This is a genomic window from Clostridium sp. D53t1_180928_C8 (genome assembly GCF_015667795.1).
In the GTDB taxonomy this organism is placed as follows: Bacteria; Bacillota; Clostridia; order Clostridiales; family Clostridiaceae; genus Clostridium.
In genome coordinates, this window is sequence record NZ_JADPEL010000014.1 from 25,653 (window position 1) to 44,990 (window position 19,338).

Consider the following 19,338-nt stretch of genomic DNA (forward strand, 5'->3'; position numbering starts at 1 on the left):
GTAAAACTTGCCTGAAGAAGTTTTTAACATTTGAAGCTTTAGCAAATTTTACAGAATCAATTATATAAATTTAAATTCAAAACTTCACTACTTCCCGTAAAAGTAATATTCCATTTTCATCCTCACTGTAGTTCGAAGTTTTATTCAATTAAGCGTCAAAGTAGTTTATTTTCGGTATTTCTTTTGAGTTCATGATATCAAATGATAGTGGTGGAACAAATACTTTTTGATTAACAGATGATCTTAATTCTGCAATTCTTGTTACACCAACATAAACATCTGATATCTTATACCAGGTTGCATAATCTACAACTCCTGTTTGTGGTAAGTTAAATACACTTTGGAATACCTTAACCGCTTCTTGAGTCTTTTGACCATATACTCCATCAACTGCAGACTTAGGTATTAATGGATAGTTTTGAGCTATTCTATTTAATTGATTTTGAATTGTTTCAACTTCTGAACCACTAGATCCTATAGTTAAATCATATCCTGGATAAGAACTTGGACTTCCTTTTACAATTTCTGCAGTAACTAATTCTATATCATTTCCATAATAATTTGTTAATATCTCATAAGGTGTTTTGCCTTGATCACCTAAATATTTGCTTCCCCACTGAGTCATCCATCCTGGACATTGAACATTCTTACCATCACAATATTGTGTTAATAATGGTTGTTTTCTTCCCATCCTTCTTATATAGCTTGAAAAAATATCATCAACAACCACACTTATACTGTCATAAATATTTCTTCCATAAGTAAAAGCATGATCATATGCTGTTGAATTTGTAATATCGTAGTTTTTACCTTTTCCCTTATACCATTCTGTATAAATTCTATTTAATGTAAAAGATATTATCGCATATATATTAGCTCTTATTGTACTTTCAGGCCACGTTGAATAAATCTCACAAGATGCTACATTTTTAATATAATCCTTATATAGAACCTTATAATTTGGTGCTGAATCATTACTTGGTGTACCTGTATGAACAGTTATAAATTCTGGAACTACTGGTTTAGGAAGTACTACTCCACTAGTTGGTGGTGGTAATGGTTTATCAACCTCTTCTGGAATTTTTGCTGGATAATCTCCATTTAATGTGTTAGGTCCAATATTTATTACCTCTGCTCTTGATGGACCTCTTCTATTACTTTTTATTAATTGACATTGTTGTATAGCTGTTTGCGTCGGAAAGACCTGAACCCCATTTATAACAAGTGTTTCAAATCCATCCCTTTCAATTTTTAAATCATATAAACTATATGGTGTAGGTTGTGATGGTTGTTGTGAATACTCTAAAGGAGGAGCATCTAATTCTATTGTTTGCGATTCACCTGATGAATTTGTTACTAAATTTACCTCCTTACTATCCCCCTTCTGTCCTGTAGATGGTACTAATACTGCCTTACTTCCATCTACTGGTATATACGTATCACCTACAAAACATTGTATTTTTAATCTACCTTTATCAGCCATAATTACTCCTCAATATATTAATCCATTAATATTAATATGCTTTTCATTCAGCTTTAGTTACTAACACTATATCTATTTAGGCCTTCTAATAAATAAATTTCCAATACTGTATTCGTCATAATTCTCTTCATTTCTAGCACTATCTTTTTCTTGATAAATTTCTTTTATTGTATCGAATACTCCTTGCAAGCTAAAGGTCCCATATCCCCACTCTCTATTTGGATAAATATCTCCACTTCTTGTTTTTGCCCCGGCAATGATGTAGGTCTTTACTTGAGGAGTATATATTGATTCTTGATTTTTATTAACTATTGCCCATTGTAAAATTAAAGCACATCCACCTGCTACTACGGCTCCTGCTACAGAACCTCCGCTTGCAACTCCTATTCCTCCCCCTGGTTTAATAATAGTTGCATTTATACCTCCTGCCGCTATATCAGGTTTTATTCTATTATCTCTTGTATATCCTCTACCTGATTCACTTACAACTGAATTATTATTTTGATTATAATAAGCTACACTAATTGCCCCATTTACTGTACTTGGTACTGTTAATGTTGTAATCTCTGTAGAGTTTAATAACTTGGTATCTTCTTCTAATAATTCTCGTTGTGGAATCCAAGCATAATACTTTCCATCAACTATATACTTACCCTTTAACCTAAACTTCCATATTCCTTCTCTTAAATTACTTGCTTTAATAATAATTAAAGAATCTCCTGTTACATAATCAGGACTACTAAAATTTATAATCATTTCCGTGCCTTCATAAGTAAATTTTATTTTTTCGTTTCTAGCCAATTTCGATGTTAAATTATCAATAATCTCTCCTGATGGTGATACTATTGATAATGTTACAATATTAGGCTTATTTATATATATTTGAATTGGTAATATTCTTTGATTTTTTCCTGCTCTAAGTTCAATATCTTTAACATCATCATTAGCTTCAATTATCCCTTCAACATGAGTTTCCGTATTTCCTTGATTTCCAGTGTTAGTTACTACAATCGTTCCTACCTGCCTTGAATAGTTTTCTATCGGTCTTTCTATAATACCCTCACCGGAATGCGATGCCATATTAGTACCAAGTGGTATATATATAACTATAGGTCTATTAAGTTCATTTCCTACAGAACCTGCATATCGTAACCCTAAAAGTACATTCCAAGGTGTATATCCTTGTTTTTTAGTATCTATATAAGCTTCTTTTAGTTCATATTCATTTGCTTTTTGCAACTTTACTATAACAAATTCACAATCCGGGGCAGCTCCTTTTAATTCTGGATTAATTCCCCTACCTCCAATAATTCCTGCTACCATAGTTCCGTGCCCTACTTCATCTTTTGATTCAACTATAGCATAAGGATCTTCTCCTTTTGCTTTAGCTGATATAGCTTCTGTTATTTGTTCCTCTGTATATTCTCTTCCATATTTTATACCATAAATTTCTTTATCTTGATTAGTTAAAGTTTGATCCCATATTCTAAATACCCTAGATGTTCCATCTTCCCTTTGAAATTCTTCACTTAAATAATCTATACCAGTATCAATTATTCCTACTAGAACTCCCCTTCCATTTAACCTTAAATATGGATTATTATTAAAATCTGGTGCCCCACTTGCATCAATAGGAGATATCTCGCTTAATGTTAATATCGGCGTTAAATCAAAATCAACTATATTATTAGCTAATTTTCTTATTTCTTCAACTTTATCAATAGGAGTTATTATTATTGCAAAAGCCTCAGATATCATTACTCCTTTTACCCCAGGAATTGAAAGTATCTCCTCAAATCTTTTTTTATTAGCCACCTCTATTAATAGAACAATATTATTCTGATTTACTTTACTATCGCTTACAGTATTTGATATCATATTATTTATTCCTTCATTATTAGAGCTATTTACTATATTAGGGTCAGATGAAGATTTTTCAGTTACATCTGTACTTATATTTGAATTATTCTTAGGTTCATCCTGCCTAGTTAATTCATCATATCTAGCTCCTAATTGATTCATAGTTAATTTCAAACTATTATATGCACAAACTTCACCATAGCCCCAAGCTGGATTCGGATAAATTACATCCCTTCTTTCCTTCTTTGCACCAACAACTAGATAATACTTTAACCTTTCTCCATAAAGATAAGGATCATTTTGTTTTACTATTCCCCATTGCATCATTAATGCACATATCCCAGTAACATTCGGTGTAGCCATTGATGTTCCTGTTTTTCTATCAAATGATTTATCAGGAATTGTAGAATAAATATTTTCTCCTGGAGCTACTATATCTGGTTTAATATATTGACCAACATACTGATTTCCTCTACCACTAAATGGTGATATATTATTAGTTAGATAGTTATAACTTCCAACAGAAATAATATTATTTACTGTAGCTGGAATTCCTAATGTATTATCTATTGTTGGATCTAAAAATTTTGTAGTTACATTTAATCCTTCTGATATTGGTAACCATATATTAAAAATTCCCGTATAATTATTAACTCTTTTAATTATTAGCTTCCATTGACCAGATGTTACAAACTCATTGACACCACTAAGTATTATTCCTATTTCTCCACTAATATCAAAAGGCTTAGCTCCTGTGTTATACATTTGATAAACACTGCCACCTATCCTACCTTCTCTAAATCCTTCTGCTAAAAATACTTCTCCACTGCTTATTCCAGAAGGAGATATAATCTCTATACTAACTTCTGGTAAAATAGATTTATATATGTTTAATGCTATAATAGTCTCTACATCCCCAACATTAAAATAAATTTCATTTACAGCTTTTAATTCACCTGAAATATGATGTGCGGCTTCACCTTCATTTCCTGCTGCAATTACTATAGTCTCCCTTTCTAAAATTGCTGTTATACTTATATATTGCTCTAATAGACTACTACCATTATGTGCTCCATCATTTGTACTCAAACTCATATTAATAACTAATGGTAATCCCAACTCTTTTGACTTATCTCTTAAAAATTTAAGACCTCGCATTATTTGACTACTAAGTGCAAATCTAGTTCTTGCAACCTTAACCATTGCTATAGAACTTTTAGGTGCTACACCATAAAATTTTTTATCTATTTTTCCACCAGCACAAGCAATACCAGCTACATGTGTTCCGTGCCCAACTATATCTACAGAATTAACTATTGAAAATGGATCTGTTGCCTGTAATGCTTTATTTATTATTTCACTATCATATATTTTTCCCCCTTGCTCTAAATCATAAATATATTTAATTCTAGTGGTTCCATCATCATTTATAAATGCAGGATGAGTATAATCTATACCAGTATCTATAAAACCAACTAATACCCCTTGTCCATCCAAATCGTATGAACTTACAACTTGTGGAATACATGATACTCTATTAGCTTGATCATCTGTAATATATAAGCTTTTAGGCAATTCTATATATTGAATAAGAGGATTTAACGCTAAATCTATCAACTTATCCACAGGAATTACTACAATTCCGAAATTATATCCTAAATCCTCATACTTCCCTCCCAACTTATCCACAGATTCTGATACTTTATCCACACTATCCCCAGAAATGATAACAACCTCTATTTGTGGCTCTATATTTTGTGATAAAAAACTATTTGATATATTCAATTTTCCTAAAACCTGTGCTGGGAAATTTTTTAATAATCCTAAATAATTCTTATTTAAATACTTAGTTTCTATATTATCAACCCCACATAAAATTGCTTTATATAGTATATGCTTATATATGTTTTTTGTATTAACAAAAAAAAAGTGCAATTAAGCACTTTATTACAATCTAATCTCTACTCTTTCTAATTTTGCAATTACTGATATTTCTTTACTTTCTAAAGTCTCAGTCATAAGAGTTCCTCCGTTGCTTACAAGTAATAACTTAGAATTTCCAAGACTCTTTATTTGTCTTATTTTTCTATTTCCCTTATAATCAACTAAGAATATTCCATTATTACTTACTTCCTTTACTAAATGAGCAAAGGCTAAATCTCCTTGCATCATTCTAAACCCAGACATTTCATTATCCTGAATTTCTAAATACATAACTTTATCCTGCGGAAAACCTTCTACCTTATTTGAATGGATAGGTAACTCTATTTTCCCTTTAACATTTTTCAAACTATAATCATAAATTGGAACATTCTTTAAAACAGATGAAAATGCATTATCCCATACTTCTTCAGTTTCAATTTTTGATGGCTTCTTATTAACTACAGCATAAGTTTTTCTCTCTTCCATTAATGCTTCATCAGTCACTACCATACTTACATCATTTAAATCTACTTTTAAAATTTTAGCAGCCTTATCTATAAATGATTCCTGTACAATTCTTCTTCCTGTTTCAACTTCATTTATAAATTTCTCTGCAACCCCTAACTTCTTTGCAAATGCCTTTTGTGTCATACCAGATTTTACTCTAGCTTCTTTTATTTTTTCACCAACTCTACTCATTGTCATTTTCCTTTCTAACTTTTGAATACCATTCTTTCTCATCTTTTAAATGCTTAATAAGATAGTTTATCTTCCAATTAATTGACTGCTCAGTTACTACAGCTAAAATTCCATCCTTAATCTTTTCCCTAGTATCAATTATCGCTTTTCTAAGTTCATTCTCTGATAAATTATTATATAATATTACTTTCTCCTTAATTGGATTGCAATTAAATATATCTAATCTAGTACCTTTTAATACATCCATTAATGTCATTTCGCACATTTCAGGAGTTATTTCTATTATCTTATATCCAAACTCACTTAAGTTTAATAACTCTATATTAGATAATCCATATACTAAAATACATTTATTATTATCAAGCATACAAACACCCCTTTTATACATGAAGATTTAATTTTAGGCTGCATTAAAAATTAATGTGAAAATAAAAATATTCACATCTTATTTAATACAGCCTATCACTCATAAAAGCCTTCTATATTAGTCTTCTATTATTTCAGGTTCTTCAAACTTCTCTCCAAAAGTATCTACAGTTACTTTCTTCATTACTTGATCCTCATATGGTTTATCACTATAGTCTCTCTTAGTGTTAACTATCTTTGTAGCAACATCTAATCCTTCTATAATCTTTCCAAATGAAGCATATTGTCCATCTAGGTGTGGTGCATCTTCAACCATTATAAAGAATTGACTACCTGCTGAATCTGGGTGCATTGCTCTAGCCATAGATAAAACACCTTTTGTATGTTTTAAATTATTTGCAACTCCGTTTCTTGAGAATTCACCTTTTATACTATATCCAGGACCTCCAATTCCCATTCCTTCTGGACATCCACCTTGAATCATAAATCCTGGTATTACTCTATGGAATATTAATCCATCATAAAATCCTCTATTTATTAAATCAACAAAATTTCTAACTGTATTTGGGGCTACTTCTGGATATAACTCCGCTTTCATTATATCTCCATTTTCCATTTCTATAGTTACTATAGGGTTTTTCATATTAATTACCTCACTTTCATTTTTTGGTATAATTTATTATTATCATATTTCTATACACTAATTCAATGTTTTATAAAAATTTTATATAAATTTTTACTTCAACTACACCTAATATCATTGAATAAATAACACTAAAGCAAGTATTTAAGTCATGAAATTGAAGTTCAGAAACTCACTTAAAAGAAAAAAAGCCTCGAAAATCGAAGCTAAATAGGTTTTAACTAATAAAAAAACGAAACTTTAAAATATATTTAATTTGAGTCTTTATTTATTGTTGAAAAGCAGTTCCTAGAACTACTCTTGAATAATCACTATAGTTTGATAAATTTTTAACATCTATTTGTTTAAAAATGTAGTCTCTTCCAAATTTATTTATTAAATCACTAAATAAACACATTAAAAAAGTTGATGGGATTCTATCTAATCCACAAAAATCTAAGCTTATCCCATTATCTAAATTATTTTTTACTATCTCTCTTAATAATATAGCGTCCTCTATTGAATATCTCTCTCCTAAGAAATCCTTTATTTTTATATTCATACTCATTACCCCAATCTCCTTTTTTAAATATTCTGAAAATTCCCTCTACAATAATAATATATACAATTTTCAGAATATTGTCAATGATTTAACAATTATTTTTTAATAATTTCCTTTTATTTAAAATTTTAATAAAAAAAACGCCTTATGGCGTTTCTTTACGGTTGTTGAATTAACTTAAAACTCAAATCAATAACCTTTTTTTCATCTAAGGAATTATATATATCTACATTCCCTTTTTCAATCCTATCAGTTAATAGATTTTTTTCTCCTAATCTTCTTTTTATTTCTTTAGCAGTTCCTTCTCCACCATCCATTATAATAACATTACTTCCAACAATTTTAGCTATTACATCTTTAACAAAAGGATAATGAGTACATCCAAGTACTATAGAACTTATTTCACTTTTATCATATATACTTAATTTTTCTTCTAAATATTCCTCTAATTCTTTTCCACTCAAAACACCATTTTCTATAAACTCCATAAGTCCAGCACATGGTATTGGAATTATTTCAGCCTTTTCCTTATATTTATTAAGTAACAAATTAAACTTCTCTTGTTTAATGGTCATAGGTGTCGCCATTATTAATATTTTTCCATTTCTATTTAACTCTACCGCAGGCTTTATTGCAGGCTCTATTCCGACTAAAGGCATATCTGGATATACCCTTCTTAGCTCACTTACAGCTGCACTTGTTGCTGTATTACAAGCAACAACTAATCCCTTTATCCCTTTTTCAATTAAAAAATCAACAACATTAAAAGTTAAATCTCTAATTTCTTTCGTTGGCTTCACACCATATGGAGCATTTTTTGAATCTCCAAAATATATATAATTTTCATTAGGCATTATTTTTATAGCTTCTCTAAGTACACTTAAACCACCTACGCCAGAATCTAAAAAACCTATTGGTAAATCCTTTTTATTCAAGTTCTCTCACTCCAATTTATATATTCCTTAATTTTATTTTATACCTTAATTAATAGTAAATCTACTTTCAAATTAATATTATATATAAATTCTTGTGTATTTTTCTTTCAATAAAAAACTATTAATTATTAGACATCCAAGATGGAATTGACACCCTATCATTTTCCATTAATTGTGATTGTAATATATGCTTCTTTTTATCTTGCTTTCTCTTAGCTGAATTTATATTTAATAGTTCTTCTGCCTCTCTCATACTTTTTGCTTTAAATACCATTGTCCATCCATCTTTATTATATTTTCCTGCACACATAACATACTTATCTTTATTTTTATTTACACCATTCATACTATCGTAAATAAAACTATTAAGTTCCCCGATATTTTTATAATTAACTTTTACAAATATTCCTCTATTACCTTTCATACCGCACCTCCGAACAAATGTTCATTTCTTAACTAAATAATACCAGAACATTTGTTCTTGGTCAACATTTTTTTACTTTTTTAGAGTATTTTCTTTTATCTTATATCAACCCAAACACCCCATTCAATCTAATTAACCTGGTAATGCTCACTAACTTATTCTCTTTCCTCTTTTTATTATTAAAATAATAAAAAGAGGATCCTAATTTGAATCCCCTTTATATATAAATTTATTACATTATTCAGCTATATTAAATACTTCTAAATCTCTCTTGTCAATTTCAGATACCTTAACATCTGCAATTGCTCTTAATGTATCTAATGCTGTTATAACTCCTATATTTCTTTCTATAGCAGCTCTTCTAATTAAGAACCCATCTCTCTTAGAATCATTTCCCTTAGTTGGCGTATTTACTACTAAATCAACTTCTTTATTCTTAACAACGTCTAATATATTTGGCTCTTCTTCATTAAGTCTTCTTACTTCTTCACAATCTATACCTGCATCTCTTAATAACTTGCAAGTTCCTTCAGTTGCAATAAACTTATATCCAGCCTTAGCTAAATCCTTAGCTATTGGTAAGAACTCTGCCTTATCATGCTTATTAATAGTAGCTAAAATCTTTCCTTTTTCCATTGATGGATACATGCTACCGCCAACAAATCCCTTATATAAAGCTTCCTTAACATCTCTACCTACACCTAAAACTTCTCCTGTAGATTTCATTTCAGGGCCTAAAGATACTTCAACCTTTGGTAATTTTTGAGTTGAGAATACTGGTACTTTAACTGATACTAATTCTGGTTCTGGGTAAACATCTATTCCATACCCTAAATCAACTAACTTTTCTCCAAGCATAACCTTAGTAGCTAAATCTACTATTGGAACTCCACTTACTTTACTGATATATGGGACTGTTCTTGAAGCTCTTGGATTAACCTCAATTACATAAAGATTTCCTTCAAATTCTATGAATTGAATATTTATCATTCCTTTAATTCCTATAGCTAAAGCTAATTTCTTAGTGTAATCTAAAACTTTTGCTTTAATTTCATCACTAATATTTTGGCTTGGGTACATTGTTACAGAGTCTCCTGAGTGAACTCCAGCTCTTTCTAAATGCTCCATTATACCTGGTATTAAGATATTTTCTCCATCAGATATAGCATCTACTTCTATTTCTCTCCCCATTAAGTATTTATCTATAAGTATTGGATTTTTCTTATCCTTTTTAAATGCATTACTTAAGTAGTACGTTAACTCTTCTTCATCATGAGTTATTTCCATACCTTGACCACCTAATACATATGAAGGTCTAACAAGTACTGGGTATCTTAATCTATTTGCTTCTTCTATACCTTCTTCTAAAGTCCAAACACCTTTCCCCTTAGGTCTTGCTATATCGAACTTTTCAAGTAATTCTTCAAACTTTTCTCTATCTTCAGCCATATCTATTTGATCTGCTGTAGTTCCTAAGGTTTTAATTCCTTTTTCCTTTAAGAAGTTTGCAAGCTTAATTGCTGTTTGACCACCAAATTGAAGAATAACTCCATATGGATTTTCTTTTTCAATGATATTTAATACATCTTCTTCTGTTAATGGTTCGAAGTAAAGTTTATCTGAAATATTGAAATCAGTACTTACTGTTTCTGGGTTGTTGTTAACTATTATAGTTTCAATTCCCATCTTCTTTAATGCCATTACACAGTGAACTGAAGCATAGTCAAACTCTATACCTTGACCTATTCTTATTGGTCCTGAACCTATTACTATAACTTTTTTCTTATCTGATACTTCAACTTCATCATATTGTTCATAAGTTGAGTAGTAGTATGGTGATAATGCTTCAAATTCTCCTCCACAAGTATCAACCATCTTATATGCAGGCTTTATGTTCCAGATGTTTCTTAATCTATAGATATCATCTGGGCTAACTTTTAACATATCTGCTATAGCCTTATCTGAGAATCCCTTTCTCTTAAGGTTTAATAACCATTCTTTATCTAAATCATCTATTTTGCTTAATTTTAACCTAGTTTCTTCATGCACTATCCACTTGAATTTTTCTAAGAAGAATATATCTATTCCAGTAATTTTAGCTATGCTTTCAATTCTATAATCTCTTCTTATCATTTCTGTAAGAGCAAATAATCTTTCATCATCCGGCTTCATTACAGCTTCTTTTAATTCTTGAATACTCATTTCTTTAAACTTTGGATGGTCTAAAGAATATTTTCCTATTTCTAAACTTCTTATACCTTTTAATAATGCTGACTCTAAGTTAGCACCTATAGCCATTATTTCTCCTGTTGCCATCATTTTTGTTCCTAAAGCTCTGTCAGCTGTAAAGAACTTATCGAAAGGCCATTTTGGAATCTTAACTACTACATAGTCTAATGTTGGCTCAAAGCATGCATAAGTCTTTTGAGTTACTGCATTTTTAATTTCATCTAATCCATATCCTAAAGCTATCTTAGCTGCAAGCTTTGCTATTGGATATCCAGTAGCTTTTGATGCTAAAGCTGAAGATCTTGAAACTCTAGGGTTGATTTCTATAACTGCATATTCAAATGAATTTGGATTTAAAGCAAATTGTACGTTACATCCACCTTCAATTCCTACCGCATTAATAATGTTAATTGATGCAGTTCTTAACATTTGATATTCTTTATCTGATAAAGTTTGTGATGGAGCTACAACTATACTATCTCCTGTATGAATTCCTACTGGATCAATATTTTCCATGTTACATACAGTTATACAGTTTCCGTAAGAGTCTCTCATTACTTCGTACTCTACTTCTTTCCATCCCTTAACTGATTTTTCTAGTAAAACTTGCCCTATAGTACTTAATTGTAATCCTGATGCAAGAATAACTTTTAATTCTTCTTCATTTTCAGCTATTCCACCACCAGATCCTCCTAATGTATAAGCAGGTCTTACTATAACTGGGTATCCTATTTTATTTGCAAATGCCATACCAGATTCCATGTCAGTTACTATTTCTGATGTAATAACTGGTTCATTAATTCTGTACATCATATCTCTGAATAACTCTCTATCTTCTCCTTCTTTGATAGAAGCTATTGATGTTCCTATAACATTAACGTTATACTTTTCTAATATTCCAGCATCATGTAAATCAACTGCTAGGTTAAGTCCTGTTTGACCTCCCATACCTGCAAGTAAGCTATCTGGTTTTTCTTTTGCTATTACTTTTTCTACAAACTCTACTGTTAATGGTTCTATATAAATTTTATCTGCAACTTCTCTATCTGTCATGATAGTAGCTGGATTAGAGTTAACTAATACAACTTCTATTCCTTCTTCCTTTAAAGCCTGACATGCTTGAGTTCCTGAATAATCAAACTCAGCGGCTTGCCCGATAACGATTGGTCCTGATCCTATAACTAAAACTTTTTTAATATCTTTATTTAATGGCATTTTCTAAACCCTCCTATAGTGCATATTCCATAAATCTGTCAAATATATATTCACTATCCTTTGGACCTGCTGCAGCCTCTGGATGGAATTGAACTGAGTATATTGGTAAAGTAGTATGTTTCATACCCTCTACTGTTCCGTCATTGATATTTAAGTGCGTTGCTACAACACCCTCTGGTAATTCATCAACTACATATCCATGATTTTGAGAAGTAATATGAACTCTGTTTCTTTCTAAGTCTTTAACTGGATGGTTACATCCTCTATGTCCAAACTTCAATTTAGTAGTAGTTCCACCTAAAGTTAATGCTAATAATTGATGTCCTAAACAAATACCAACTATAGGTTTAATTCCAACTATCTTTTTAACATTTTCTATTACATCTGTTAAATCCTCTGGATCCCCAGGGCCATTTGATAAAAATACTAAGTCAGGATTTACTGATAATACTTCTTCTGCAGTAGCAGTCATTGGAAAAACTGTTATTTTACAATTTCTCTTTTTGAAATTTCTAATTATATTAGTCTTTATCCCAAAATCCATTATTGCAACATGCTTTCCTGTTCCCTCAATTGTGTATGGTTTCTTAGTTGAAACTATACTAACTGCTTCTTTATTTGAAAAAGCACTTATTTTTTCCTTAACCTCTTCTAAAGTTTCATGTTCTAATGAAATTATTCCTCTCATTGTCCCATTATTTCTTAATACTTTAGTTAAAGCTCTTGTATCTATTCCTTCTAATCCAATTATTTTATTTTGTTTTAAATAATCTTCTAATCCAATTTCACATCTAAAGTTATTTGGGAAACTACATTTTTCTCTTACTATAAATCCTCTTACTTTTGGTGTATCAGATTCATTATCCTCTAAATTAATTCCATAGTTCCCGATTAACGGATATGTCATAGTAACAATTTGACCATAGTATGATGGATCTGTTAATACCTCTTGATATCCTGTCATTCCAGTTGTAAATACAACTTCTCCTACGCTATCTTTTAAGTATCCAAATGCCTTACCTTCAAAAGTCATACCATTTTCTAATATAAGCCTTGCTTTCATTCCTAGCCCTCCTGAAATTTATGTATATAACAGCTAAAAATACACTTTCTAAAAGCTCTTTAACCTTAAATATATTTTCTCTATTTTCTTCATCTTATATTAATGAATTTATAAGAAAAGGATAGTAGGGAGACATTTACCTATGTAATCTCTCCATACTATCCTTATTATATTTAAAATCTACTTTAGAAAATTCTTTTGATAAATCGATGTAACTATTGCTATTTACGTATAACATACCTACATACTCCTTTCTGGCCTCTCTGGACCAATTTAAAGTGTACTTTTTAACTAATTAATTTATTCTATATCTTTGTATATTATTGTATATTCAGCTCGAATTATTGTCAAGATTAAATTGATTATATTCGTCCTATTTTATATATTCAGTTAATTGCACACTTCTATTCCAATTATTTGATTGTGTATTTTTTATAATTATACATCTTCGTGAATATTTATGCAACATTATTGTATTTTTATAAATATATAAATTAATAAATCCACGCCTACTTCTTTTTCATTTCTGATAATATCCTTAGAATCACATCCATATTTTTCAATTAATTATTTTTAAAATTACTTTCTATCCATTTAACGATAAACTCTATTGGATTTTCATCATTACTTGGAGCTATGTACTTTGATTTTTTCTTTAATTCTTCGCTTCCATTTTCTATACAAAATCCATAATTGGCCACCTCTAAAAGCTCCACATCATTCATATTGTCTCCAACTGAAATTACTGTAAACTCTTTAATGTTCTTATGAGTTATTAGCTTTTTTAATGCTTGTCCTTTTGAGACATTCCTTGGAATTACTTCTAAATAAACTTCTGAACTTCTTACAATATTACTATCTCCATAACTATCCTTTAAATATGCTTCTACACAATTTAGTTCTTCCTTTTCACCTACGATTAAAACTTTAGTCCACTTTTTATTCCAAATACTATCATCAACATTATAAATCACATCATATCCAAGCTTATTAAACCTTTCAGTTCTTCTACATGATTGATAAATATACACTGTTTCATCGCTATATATTTCAATACCTACATTTTTATTAATTTCACTAACTACTTTAATTATTACCTTTCTTTCTTCCTCTAAAAAGGTTTCCCAAACTACTAGGTCATTATTAAAATCATATACCTTTGTTCCGTTATACATAATAACAGGTAATGTAACCTTCATCTTATGAATATGTCTCTTTATAGATGGTAACATACGACCAGTAGCTAATGTAAATTCCCCCCCATTATCTACAAAGTACTCTATAGCTTTTTTATTTTCTTCCGATAATTTTCCTTTACTATTTAAAAGTGTTCCATCCATATCTGAAACTAATACATATCCATTAAAAATCTTCATATATTATCTCCTTATTTCTTATTAGTCTTTAATATTATTTTTCTTGAAATGCTATCTGGTAAAAGTTTATTTCCTAAAACTAACAATTTATTCTTCATACCTGGAATTATAATAAGCTTGCCTTTATTAAATTCTTTATAAGCAATTTTAGCAACATCTTCTGCTTCCATTAAATATTTTTTAGCTGCATCACTTTTCTTAATTCCAGCCTTAACTTGAAATCCTGTTTTAACTGGTCCTGGACAAAGACATGAAACTTTAATTCCAGCTTCTTTACATTCCTCATATATAGCTTCTGTTAAATTTAACACATATGCTTTTGATGCATAATAAGCTGCCATTCTAGGTCCTGAACAAAAAGCTGCTGTAGAAGAAACATTTAAAATTCCACCATTTTTATTTTCTATGATTTTAGGCAAAAAGTATTTTGTTAATCTAGTTAATGACTTTATATTTATATCAATTAATATTTCTTCCTTTTCCCACTCTATATCCTTAAAATCTCCAAATGTTCCTACCCCGGCATTATTAATTAAAGTATTTATATTTAAATTATTTATTTCTACATAGTTAAATAACTTTTCTATATCATAATCTTTTGATATATCTAAGCTAAGAATCTTTATTTCTACATTATATTTATTTAACTCAGATTCTACTTTTTTTAATCTATCTATATTTCTAGCAATTAATATTAAATTTTGACCACTACTAGCATATAATTTTGCTAATTCATATCCTATTCCAGAGCTAGCCCCTGTAAGTAATACATATTCTTTGTTAAAAGCTCTCATTTTTTCCTCCAATAATATATTTTTATTTTTTTATTAAAAAGGTTCCTAAAATTAAATTATACATTGTATTTAATTATGACAAAGTTCTTAAAGCAAAAAACTTAATACTTATATAGTAAAAGTTTTAAAAAAAGTACCTAAATTAAAATTACATATTGTATTTAGTAATGACAAGATTAGTACATTAAAAATTTAAAATTAAAAATAAAAATTTTGAGAAAAGTACCTAAACAAAATTTATACATTGTATCTAATAATGACAAAATTAATCAAACTAACATTTAACTATTTATTTAAAAAATTTATTAAAAAGGTACCTAAAACAAAAATGATAATTGTAATTAATAATATAAGAAAAAATGGAGGAATTAAATTATGAAAAAATTAATGATAGGTTTAGTATTAACAGCAATATGTGGTGGAGTTGGAGCAACAGCTTGGGCTACAACAAACAATGGAGAAATAAATACAAAAAGTGTAAATGTACAACCTGTAAATAATAATATGAAATCAGAAGTAGAAAATTATATAAACAATACTTATGGTTCAAACTGGGCAATAGATTTATATGAAAAAAATGGTAAAGAATGGGATGATATTTTAGAAAATGAGTTAGAAACTAAATTTGGTCATAACTACGAAGATATAATCGACAATATTATTGATGCAAAAGAATTTGAATCCGGCTTAGATATAGATAATGATGATCTATACGATGATCAAGACGATATTGATGATATCTATGATGATATTGATGATATCTATGATGATATTGATGATATTAATGACAATGATGATAACCACGATAATGATGACATTAACGATACTCATGATGATGATCATGATGCTAATGATAGATATGATGATTAAACTTTAGAAAATTATAATTTAAAATATATAAATAGAAAATAAAAATTATGTTTTATTTTTAGGAGGCTATTATGGAAAAAAGCAGAAAAATAAGTGAAGTTATTAATAAATATGGATATACATTAAATTTACATGAAATCAAAACTAAAACTGGTGCTGGAAATGGATATAGACATACAATTATAGATGTTGATAATAATATATCTAACAACTCACCTAAACTCGAAAAACTATATGATATAATAACCAACACTAAAGGAAGAGTTAACCTTCATAAAATCAAAGCTCAAACTGGTGTTGGCAATGGATATACTCATATTGATAAAATAAATATGTCAACTACTATAAATAATTCTGACACAGCTAAAACTTATACTCATAAAAGTCATAAAATTAATGATTTAATTCTTAATACTGCTAAAAAACTTAATCTTCATGAAATAAAGGCACAAACAGGTGCTGGAAGTGGATATAAGCATTAATTTAAAACTAAAAATAGCCTTATAAAGATACATTATTAATGTATCTTTATAAGGCATAAAAAGAAATCTTTAATTTGAGCTAAACGCTCTCTTCTTCTATATTTTTTCATCCTATCATATTCCCTCTTATCTGAGGCAATCCCATAAGCTTCTATTCCAAATCTTCTTGCAATAAAAATAGCTCTTGGCAAATGATATCTATTAGTTGATATTATAGCACTTTTTATATTAAATTTATTTTTTGCTCTATTAATACTATCATAAGTACAAAAGCCACAATTATCTATTAATAAATCTTCTCTTCTAACATTTGCTTCCGTATAATTTTTCATAATCCAGTTCTTCATTACTGCAAGTTCATTATACGATTCACCACTATTATCACCAGTTAATAAGATAGTTTTACAAATTCTTCTTACATATACTTTAGCTCCTGTATCTAGTCTATCAGCTAATAAATCGCAGGGATTTCCATCCTGTCTTACACCTGCCCCTAAGATGATTACAGTATCACAATCTATCGGAAGGTCCTTTAAATCTAAGATATACTTATCCCCATACAGATCCATTATTGCAAATATACCAAGAACAATTGCCACTACTATTAAACAAAAAATCAATACATAGGTCATATAGTATTCCTTCTCGACTATTTCTCCTACTATATGATATGTATCGATTTATAAATTTGTACATAAATTTTTATAGTTCTACTTTCATCTTAACATGAGGAATATTTACTTCATCATAGATATCAGATATAACTTTAAAACCTACACTTTCATATAATCCTTTTGCATAAAGCTGCCCAGATAATACTACAATATTTTCATCTAAATTATTTTTTATAAAATCTAATGCCACTTTCATCATTTTCTGAGCTATACCTTTTCTTCTATGACTTGAAAGCACTAAAACTCTTCCTACTGAAACATAATCATACCCTATATTCTTAGGCACTATTCTACTATAAGCAACAATTCTTCTATCTTCTTTTAACATTATATGATAGCACTTCTTATCCTTATCATCAAAATCCTGTTCTTCGACTATTTTTTGTTCACAAACAAAAACTTCAAATCTAGATTTAGCAATTTCATACATTTCATCAACATTTAATTCATCAAACTTCTTTATCTCAAAATTCATACTATTTGCCCCTTATATGTTTAAATTACCTAATCTGCCCATTTCCATAAATAATATACTTAATAGTAGTAAGCTCTTTAAGACCCATAGGTCCTCTTGCATGAAGTTTTTGAGTGCTAATTCCTATTTCAGCTCCAAATCCAAATTCTTCTCCATCAGTAAATCTTGTTGATGAATTTACATAAACAGCCGCTGCATTTACCTTCTGTAAGAACTTTTGAGAATTTTCATAATCTCTAGTTACTATAGCCTCTGAATGACCTGATCCAAATTGGTTAATTATATTAATAGCTTCATCTATATTTCCAACTACCTTTACTCCAATTTTATAATCTAAATATTCATTATACCACTCTTCATCATTTGCCTTTACTATTGATGAATCATAAGCAATAGAAGATTCATCACCTCTAATCTCTACATCTTTTTCTCTTAAGGCTTTTAATACTATTGGCATAAACTCCTTCGCTATTTTTTCATTGACTAATAATTTTTCTGCTGCATTACATACAGATGGTCTTGAAGTTTTTGCATTAACCACTATATTTTTAGCCATTTCAAAATCAGCATATTCATCAACATATATATGACAATTTCCTGTTCCAGTTTCAATTACAGGAACAGTTGCATTTTTTACTACGGCTTGAATAAGACCTGCTCCACCTCTTGGAATTAAAACATCTATATACTCATTTAATCTCATCATTTCAGTTGCAACTTCTCTACTGGTATCCTCTACTAATTGAATCGAATCCTTTGGAAGTTCTACAGACTCAAGGCCTTCTCTTAAAACCTTAACTATAGATTTATTAGAATTTATAGCTTCACTACCACCTCTTAAAATAACTGCATTACCAGCCTTAAAGCAAAGTCCAGCAGCATCACTTGTTACATTAGGTCTTGCTTCATATATTATTCCTATAACTCCTAATGGTACTCTCTTTTGCCCAATTTGTAATCCATTAGGTCTAGTCCACATTCCTAAAACTTCTCCAACAGGATCAGGCAGTGATATAACTTGTCTTAATCCATTTGCCATTCCTTCTATTCTTTCTTCATTTAAAGCTAATCTATCAAGCATAGCTTTTGAAGTACCTTTTTCTATAGCCTTTTGTAAATCAATTTTATTAGCATTAATAATTTCTTGCTTATTATTAACTAAAAAATCCGCCATTGCATTTAAACCCTTATTTTTTTCTGCAGTACTTAAATTTCCTAATATAAAAGAAACTTCTTTTGCTTTTTTACCTTTAACAATTAATTCATTCATTTATTAATTAACTCCC

Annotated in this window: 17 protein-coding genes; 2 read left to right on the top strand and 15 right to left on the bottom strand. The window is 29.3% G+C overall.

The features are described from left to right. Nucleotides 1–148: 148 nt before the first annotated feature. The 12 genes from I4V51_RS10775 to I4V51_RS10830 form a co-directional block, all read right to left on the bottom strand. Nucleotides 149–1,483 (bottom strand): peptidoglycan-binding domain-containing protein, encoded by a 1,335-nt coding sequence (locus I4V51_RS10775; RefSeq protein WP_195988442.1) that lies wholly within the window; start codon nucleotides 1,481–1,483, stop codon nucleotides 149–151. Nucleotides 1,484–1,555: 72 nt separating this feature from the next. Beyond that, nucleotides 1,556–5,278: a S8 family peptidase gene (locus I4V51_RS10780; protein WP_207745947.1), complete on the bottom strand. Its 3,723-nt coding sequence runs from the start codon at nucleotides 5,276–5,278 to the stop codon at nucleotides 1,556–1,558. Between the two features lie 12 nt (nucleotides 5,279–5,290). Next, complete coding sequence (locus I4V51_RS10785; protein ID WP_195988443.1) at nucleotides 5,291–5,965, bottom strand: helix-turn-helix transcriptional regulator; 675 nt, start codon at nucleotides 5,963–5,965, stop codon at nucleotides 5,291–5,293. After that, the gene (locus tag I4V51_RS10790; RefSeq protein WP_195988444.1) at nucleotides 5,958–6,332 is read right to left on the bottom strand and encodes a DUF3783 domain-containing protein; all 375 of its coding nucleotides are present in this window, start codon (nucleotides 6,330–6,332) and stop codon (nucleotides 5,958–5,960) included. Before I4V51_RS10790 ends, I4V51_RS10785 begins: the two co-directional genes overlap by 8 nt. A 117-nt stretch (nucleotides 6,333–6,449) precedes the next feature. After that, nucleotides 6,450–6,974 carry a peptidylprolyl isomerase gene (locus I4V51_RS10795; RefSeq protein ID WP_195988445.1) on the bottom strand — a complete coding sequence of 175 codons (525 nt, stop codon included), beginning with the start codon at nucleotides 6,972–6,974 and terminating at the stop codon, nucleotides 6,450–6,452. 268 nt (nucleotides 6,975–7,242) lie between these two features. Beyond that, nucleotides 7,243–7,515: an STAS-like domain-containing protein gene (locus tag I4V51_RS10800; protein ID WP_195988446.1), complete on the bottom strand. Its 273-nt coding sequence runs from the start codon at nucleotides 7,513–7,515 to the stop codon at nucleotides 7,243–7,245. Between the two features lie 158 nt (nucleotides 7,516–7,673). Beyond that, a complete protein-coding gene (murI, locus tag I4V51_RS10805; RefSeq protein ID WP_195988447.1) occupies nucleotides 7,674–8,450 on the bottom strand; it encodes a glutamate racemase in 777 nt (258 codons plus the stop codon). Nucleotides 8,451–8,571: 121 nt separating this feature from the next. Next, nucleotides 8,572–8,874 (bottom strand): hypothetical protein, encoded by a 303-nt coding sequence (locus I4V51_RS10810; RefSeq protein ID WP_195988448.1) that lies wholly within the window; start codon nucleotides 8,872–8,874, stop codon nucleotides 8,572–8,574. Between the two features lie 237 nt (nucleotides 8,875–9,111). Next, entirely contained in the window at nucleotides 9,112–12,318 is a 3,207-nt protein-coding gene (gene carB, locus I4V51_RS10815; protein WP_195988449.1) for a carbamoyl-phosphate synthase large subunit, read from the bottom strand. Between the two features lie 13 nt (nucleotides 12,319–12,331). Further along, nucleotides 12,332–13,381, bottom strand: coding sequence for a carbamoyl phosphate synthase small subunit (locus I4V51_RS10820; RefSeq protein ID WP_195988450.1), 1,050 nt, complete (start codon nucleotides 13,379–13,381; stop codon nucleotides 12,332–12,334). 563 nt (nucleotides 13,382–13,944) lie between these two features. Further along, nucleotides 13,945–14,757 carry an HAD family hydrolase gene (locus I4V51_RS10825; protein ID WP_195988451.1) on the bottom strand — a complete coding sequence of 271 codons (813 nt, stop codon included), beginning with the start codon at nucleotides 14,755–14,757 and terminating at the stop codon, nucleotides 13,945–13,947. Between the two features lie 11 nt (nucleotides 14,758–14,768). Continuing rightward, entirely contained in the window at nucleotides 14,769–15,551 is a 783-nt protein-coding gene (locus I4V51_RS10830) for an SDR family oxidoreductase (RefSeq protein WP_195988452.1), read from the bottom strand. A gap of 375 nt (nucleotides 15,552–15,926) precedes the next feature. Between I4V51_RS10830 and I4V51_RS10835 the strand changes: the two genes are divergently transcribed. Both I4V51_RS10835 and I4V51_RS10840 read left to right on the top strand, forming a co-directional pair. Then, nucleotides 15,927–16,421: a hypothetical protein gene (locus I4V51_RS10835; RefSeq protein ID WP_195988453.1), complete on the top strand. Its 495-nt coding sequence runs from the start codon at nucleotides 15,927–15,929 to the stop codon at nucleotides 16,419–16,421. Between the two features lie 71 nt (nucleotides 16,422–16,492). Continuing rightward, on the top strand, nucleotides 16,493–16,903 hold the full coding sequence (locus I4V51_RS10840; RefSeq protein ID WP_195988454.1) for a hypothetical protein: 411 nt from the start codon (nucleotides 16,493–16,495) through the stop codon (nucleotides 16,901–16,903). 35 nt (nucleotides 16,904–16,938) lie between these two features. Here I4V51_RS10840 and I4V51_RS10845 read toward each other — a convergent pair whose 3' ends face one another. From I4V51_RS10845 to I4V51_RS10855, 3 genes are all read right to left on the bottom strand, one after another. Continuing rightward, nucleotides 16,939–17,535 carry an ElyC/SanA/YdcF family protein gene (locus I4V51_RS10845; RefSeq protein WP_195988455.1) on the bottom strand — a complete coding sequence of 199 codons (597 nt, stop codon included), beginning with the start codon at nucleotides 17,533–17,535 and terminating at the stop codon, nucleotides 16,939–16,941. A gap of 70 nt (nucleotides 17,536–17,605) precedes the next feature. After that, nucleotides 17,606–18,052 carry a GNAT family N-acetyltransferase gene (locus I4V51_RS10850; protein WP_195988456.1) on the bottom strand — a complete coding sequence of 149 codons (447 nt, stop codon included), beginning with the start codon at nucleotides 18,050–18,052 and terminating at the stop codon, nucleotides 17,606–17,608. A 25-nt stretch (nucleotides 18,053–18,077) separates the two neighbouring features. Continuing rightward, complete coding sequence (locus I4V51_RS10855; RefSeq protein WP_195988457.1) at nucleotides 18,078–19,322, bottom strand: glutamate-5-semialdehyde dehydrogenase; 1,245 nt, start codon at nucleotides 19,320–19,322, stop codon at nucleotides 18,078–18,080. Nucleotides 19,323–19,338 lie beyond the last annotated feature (16 nt).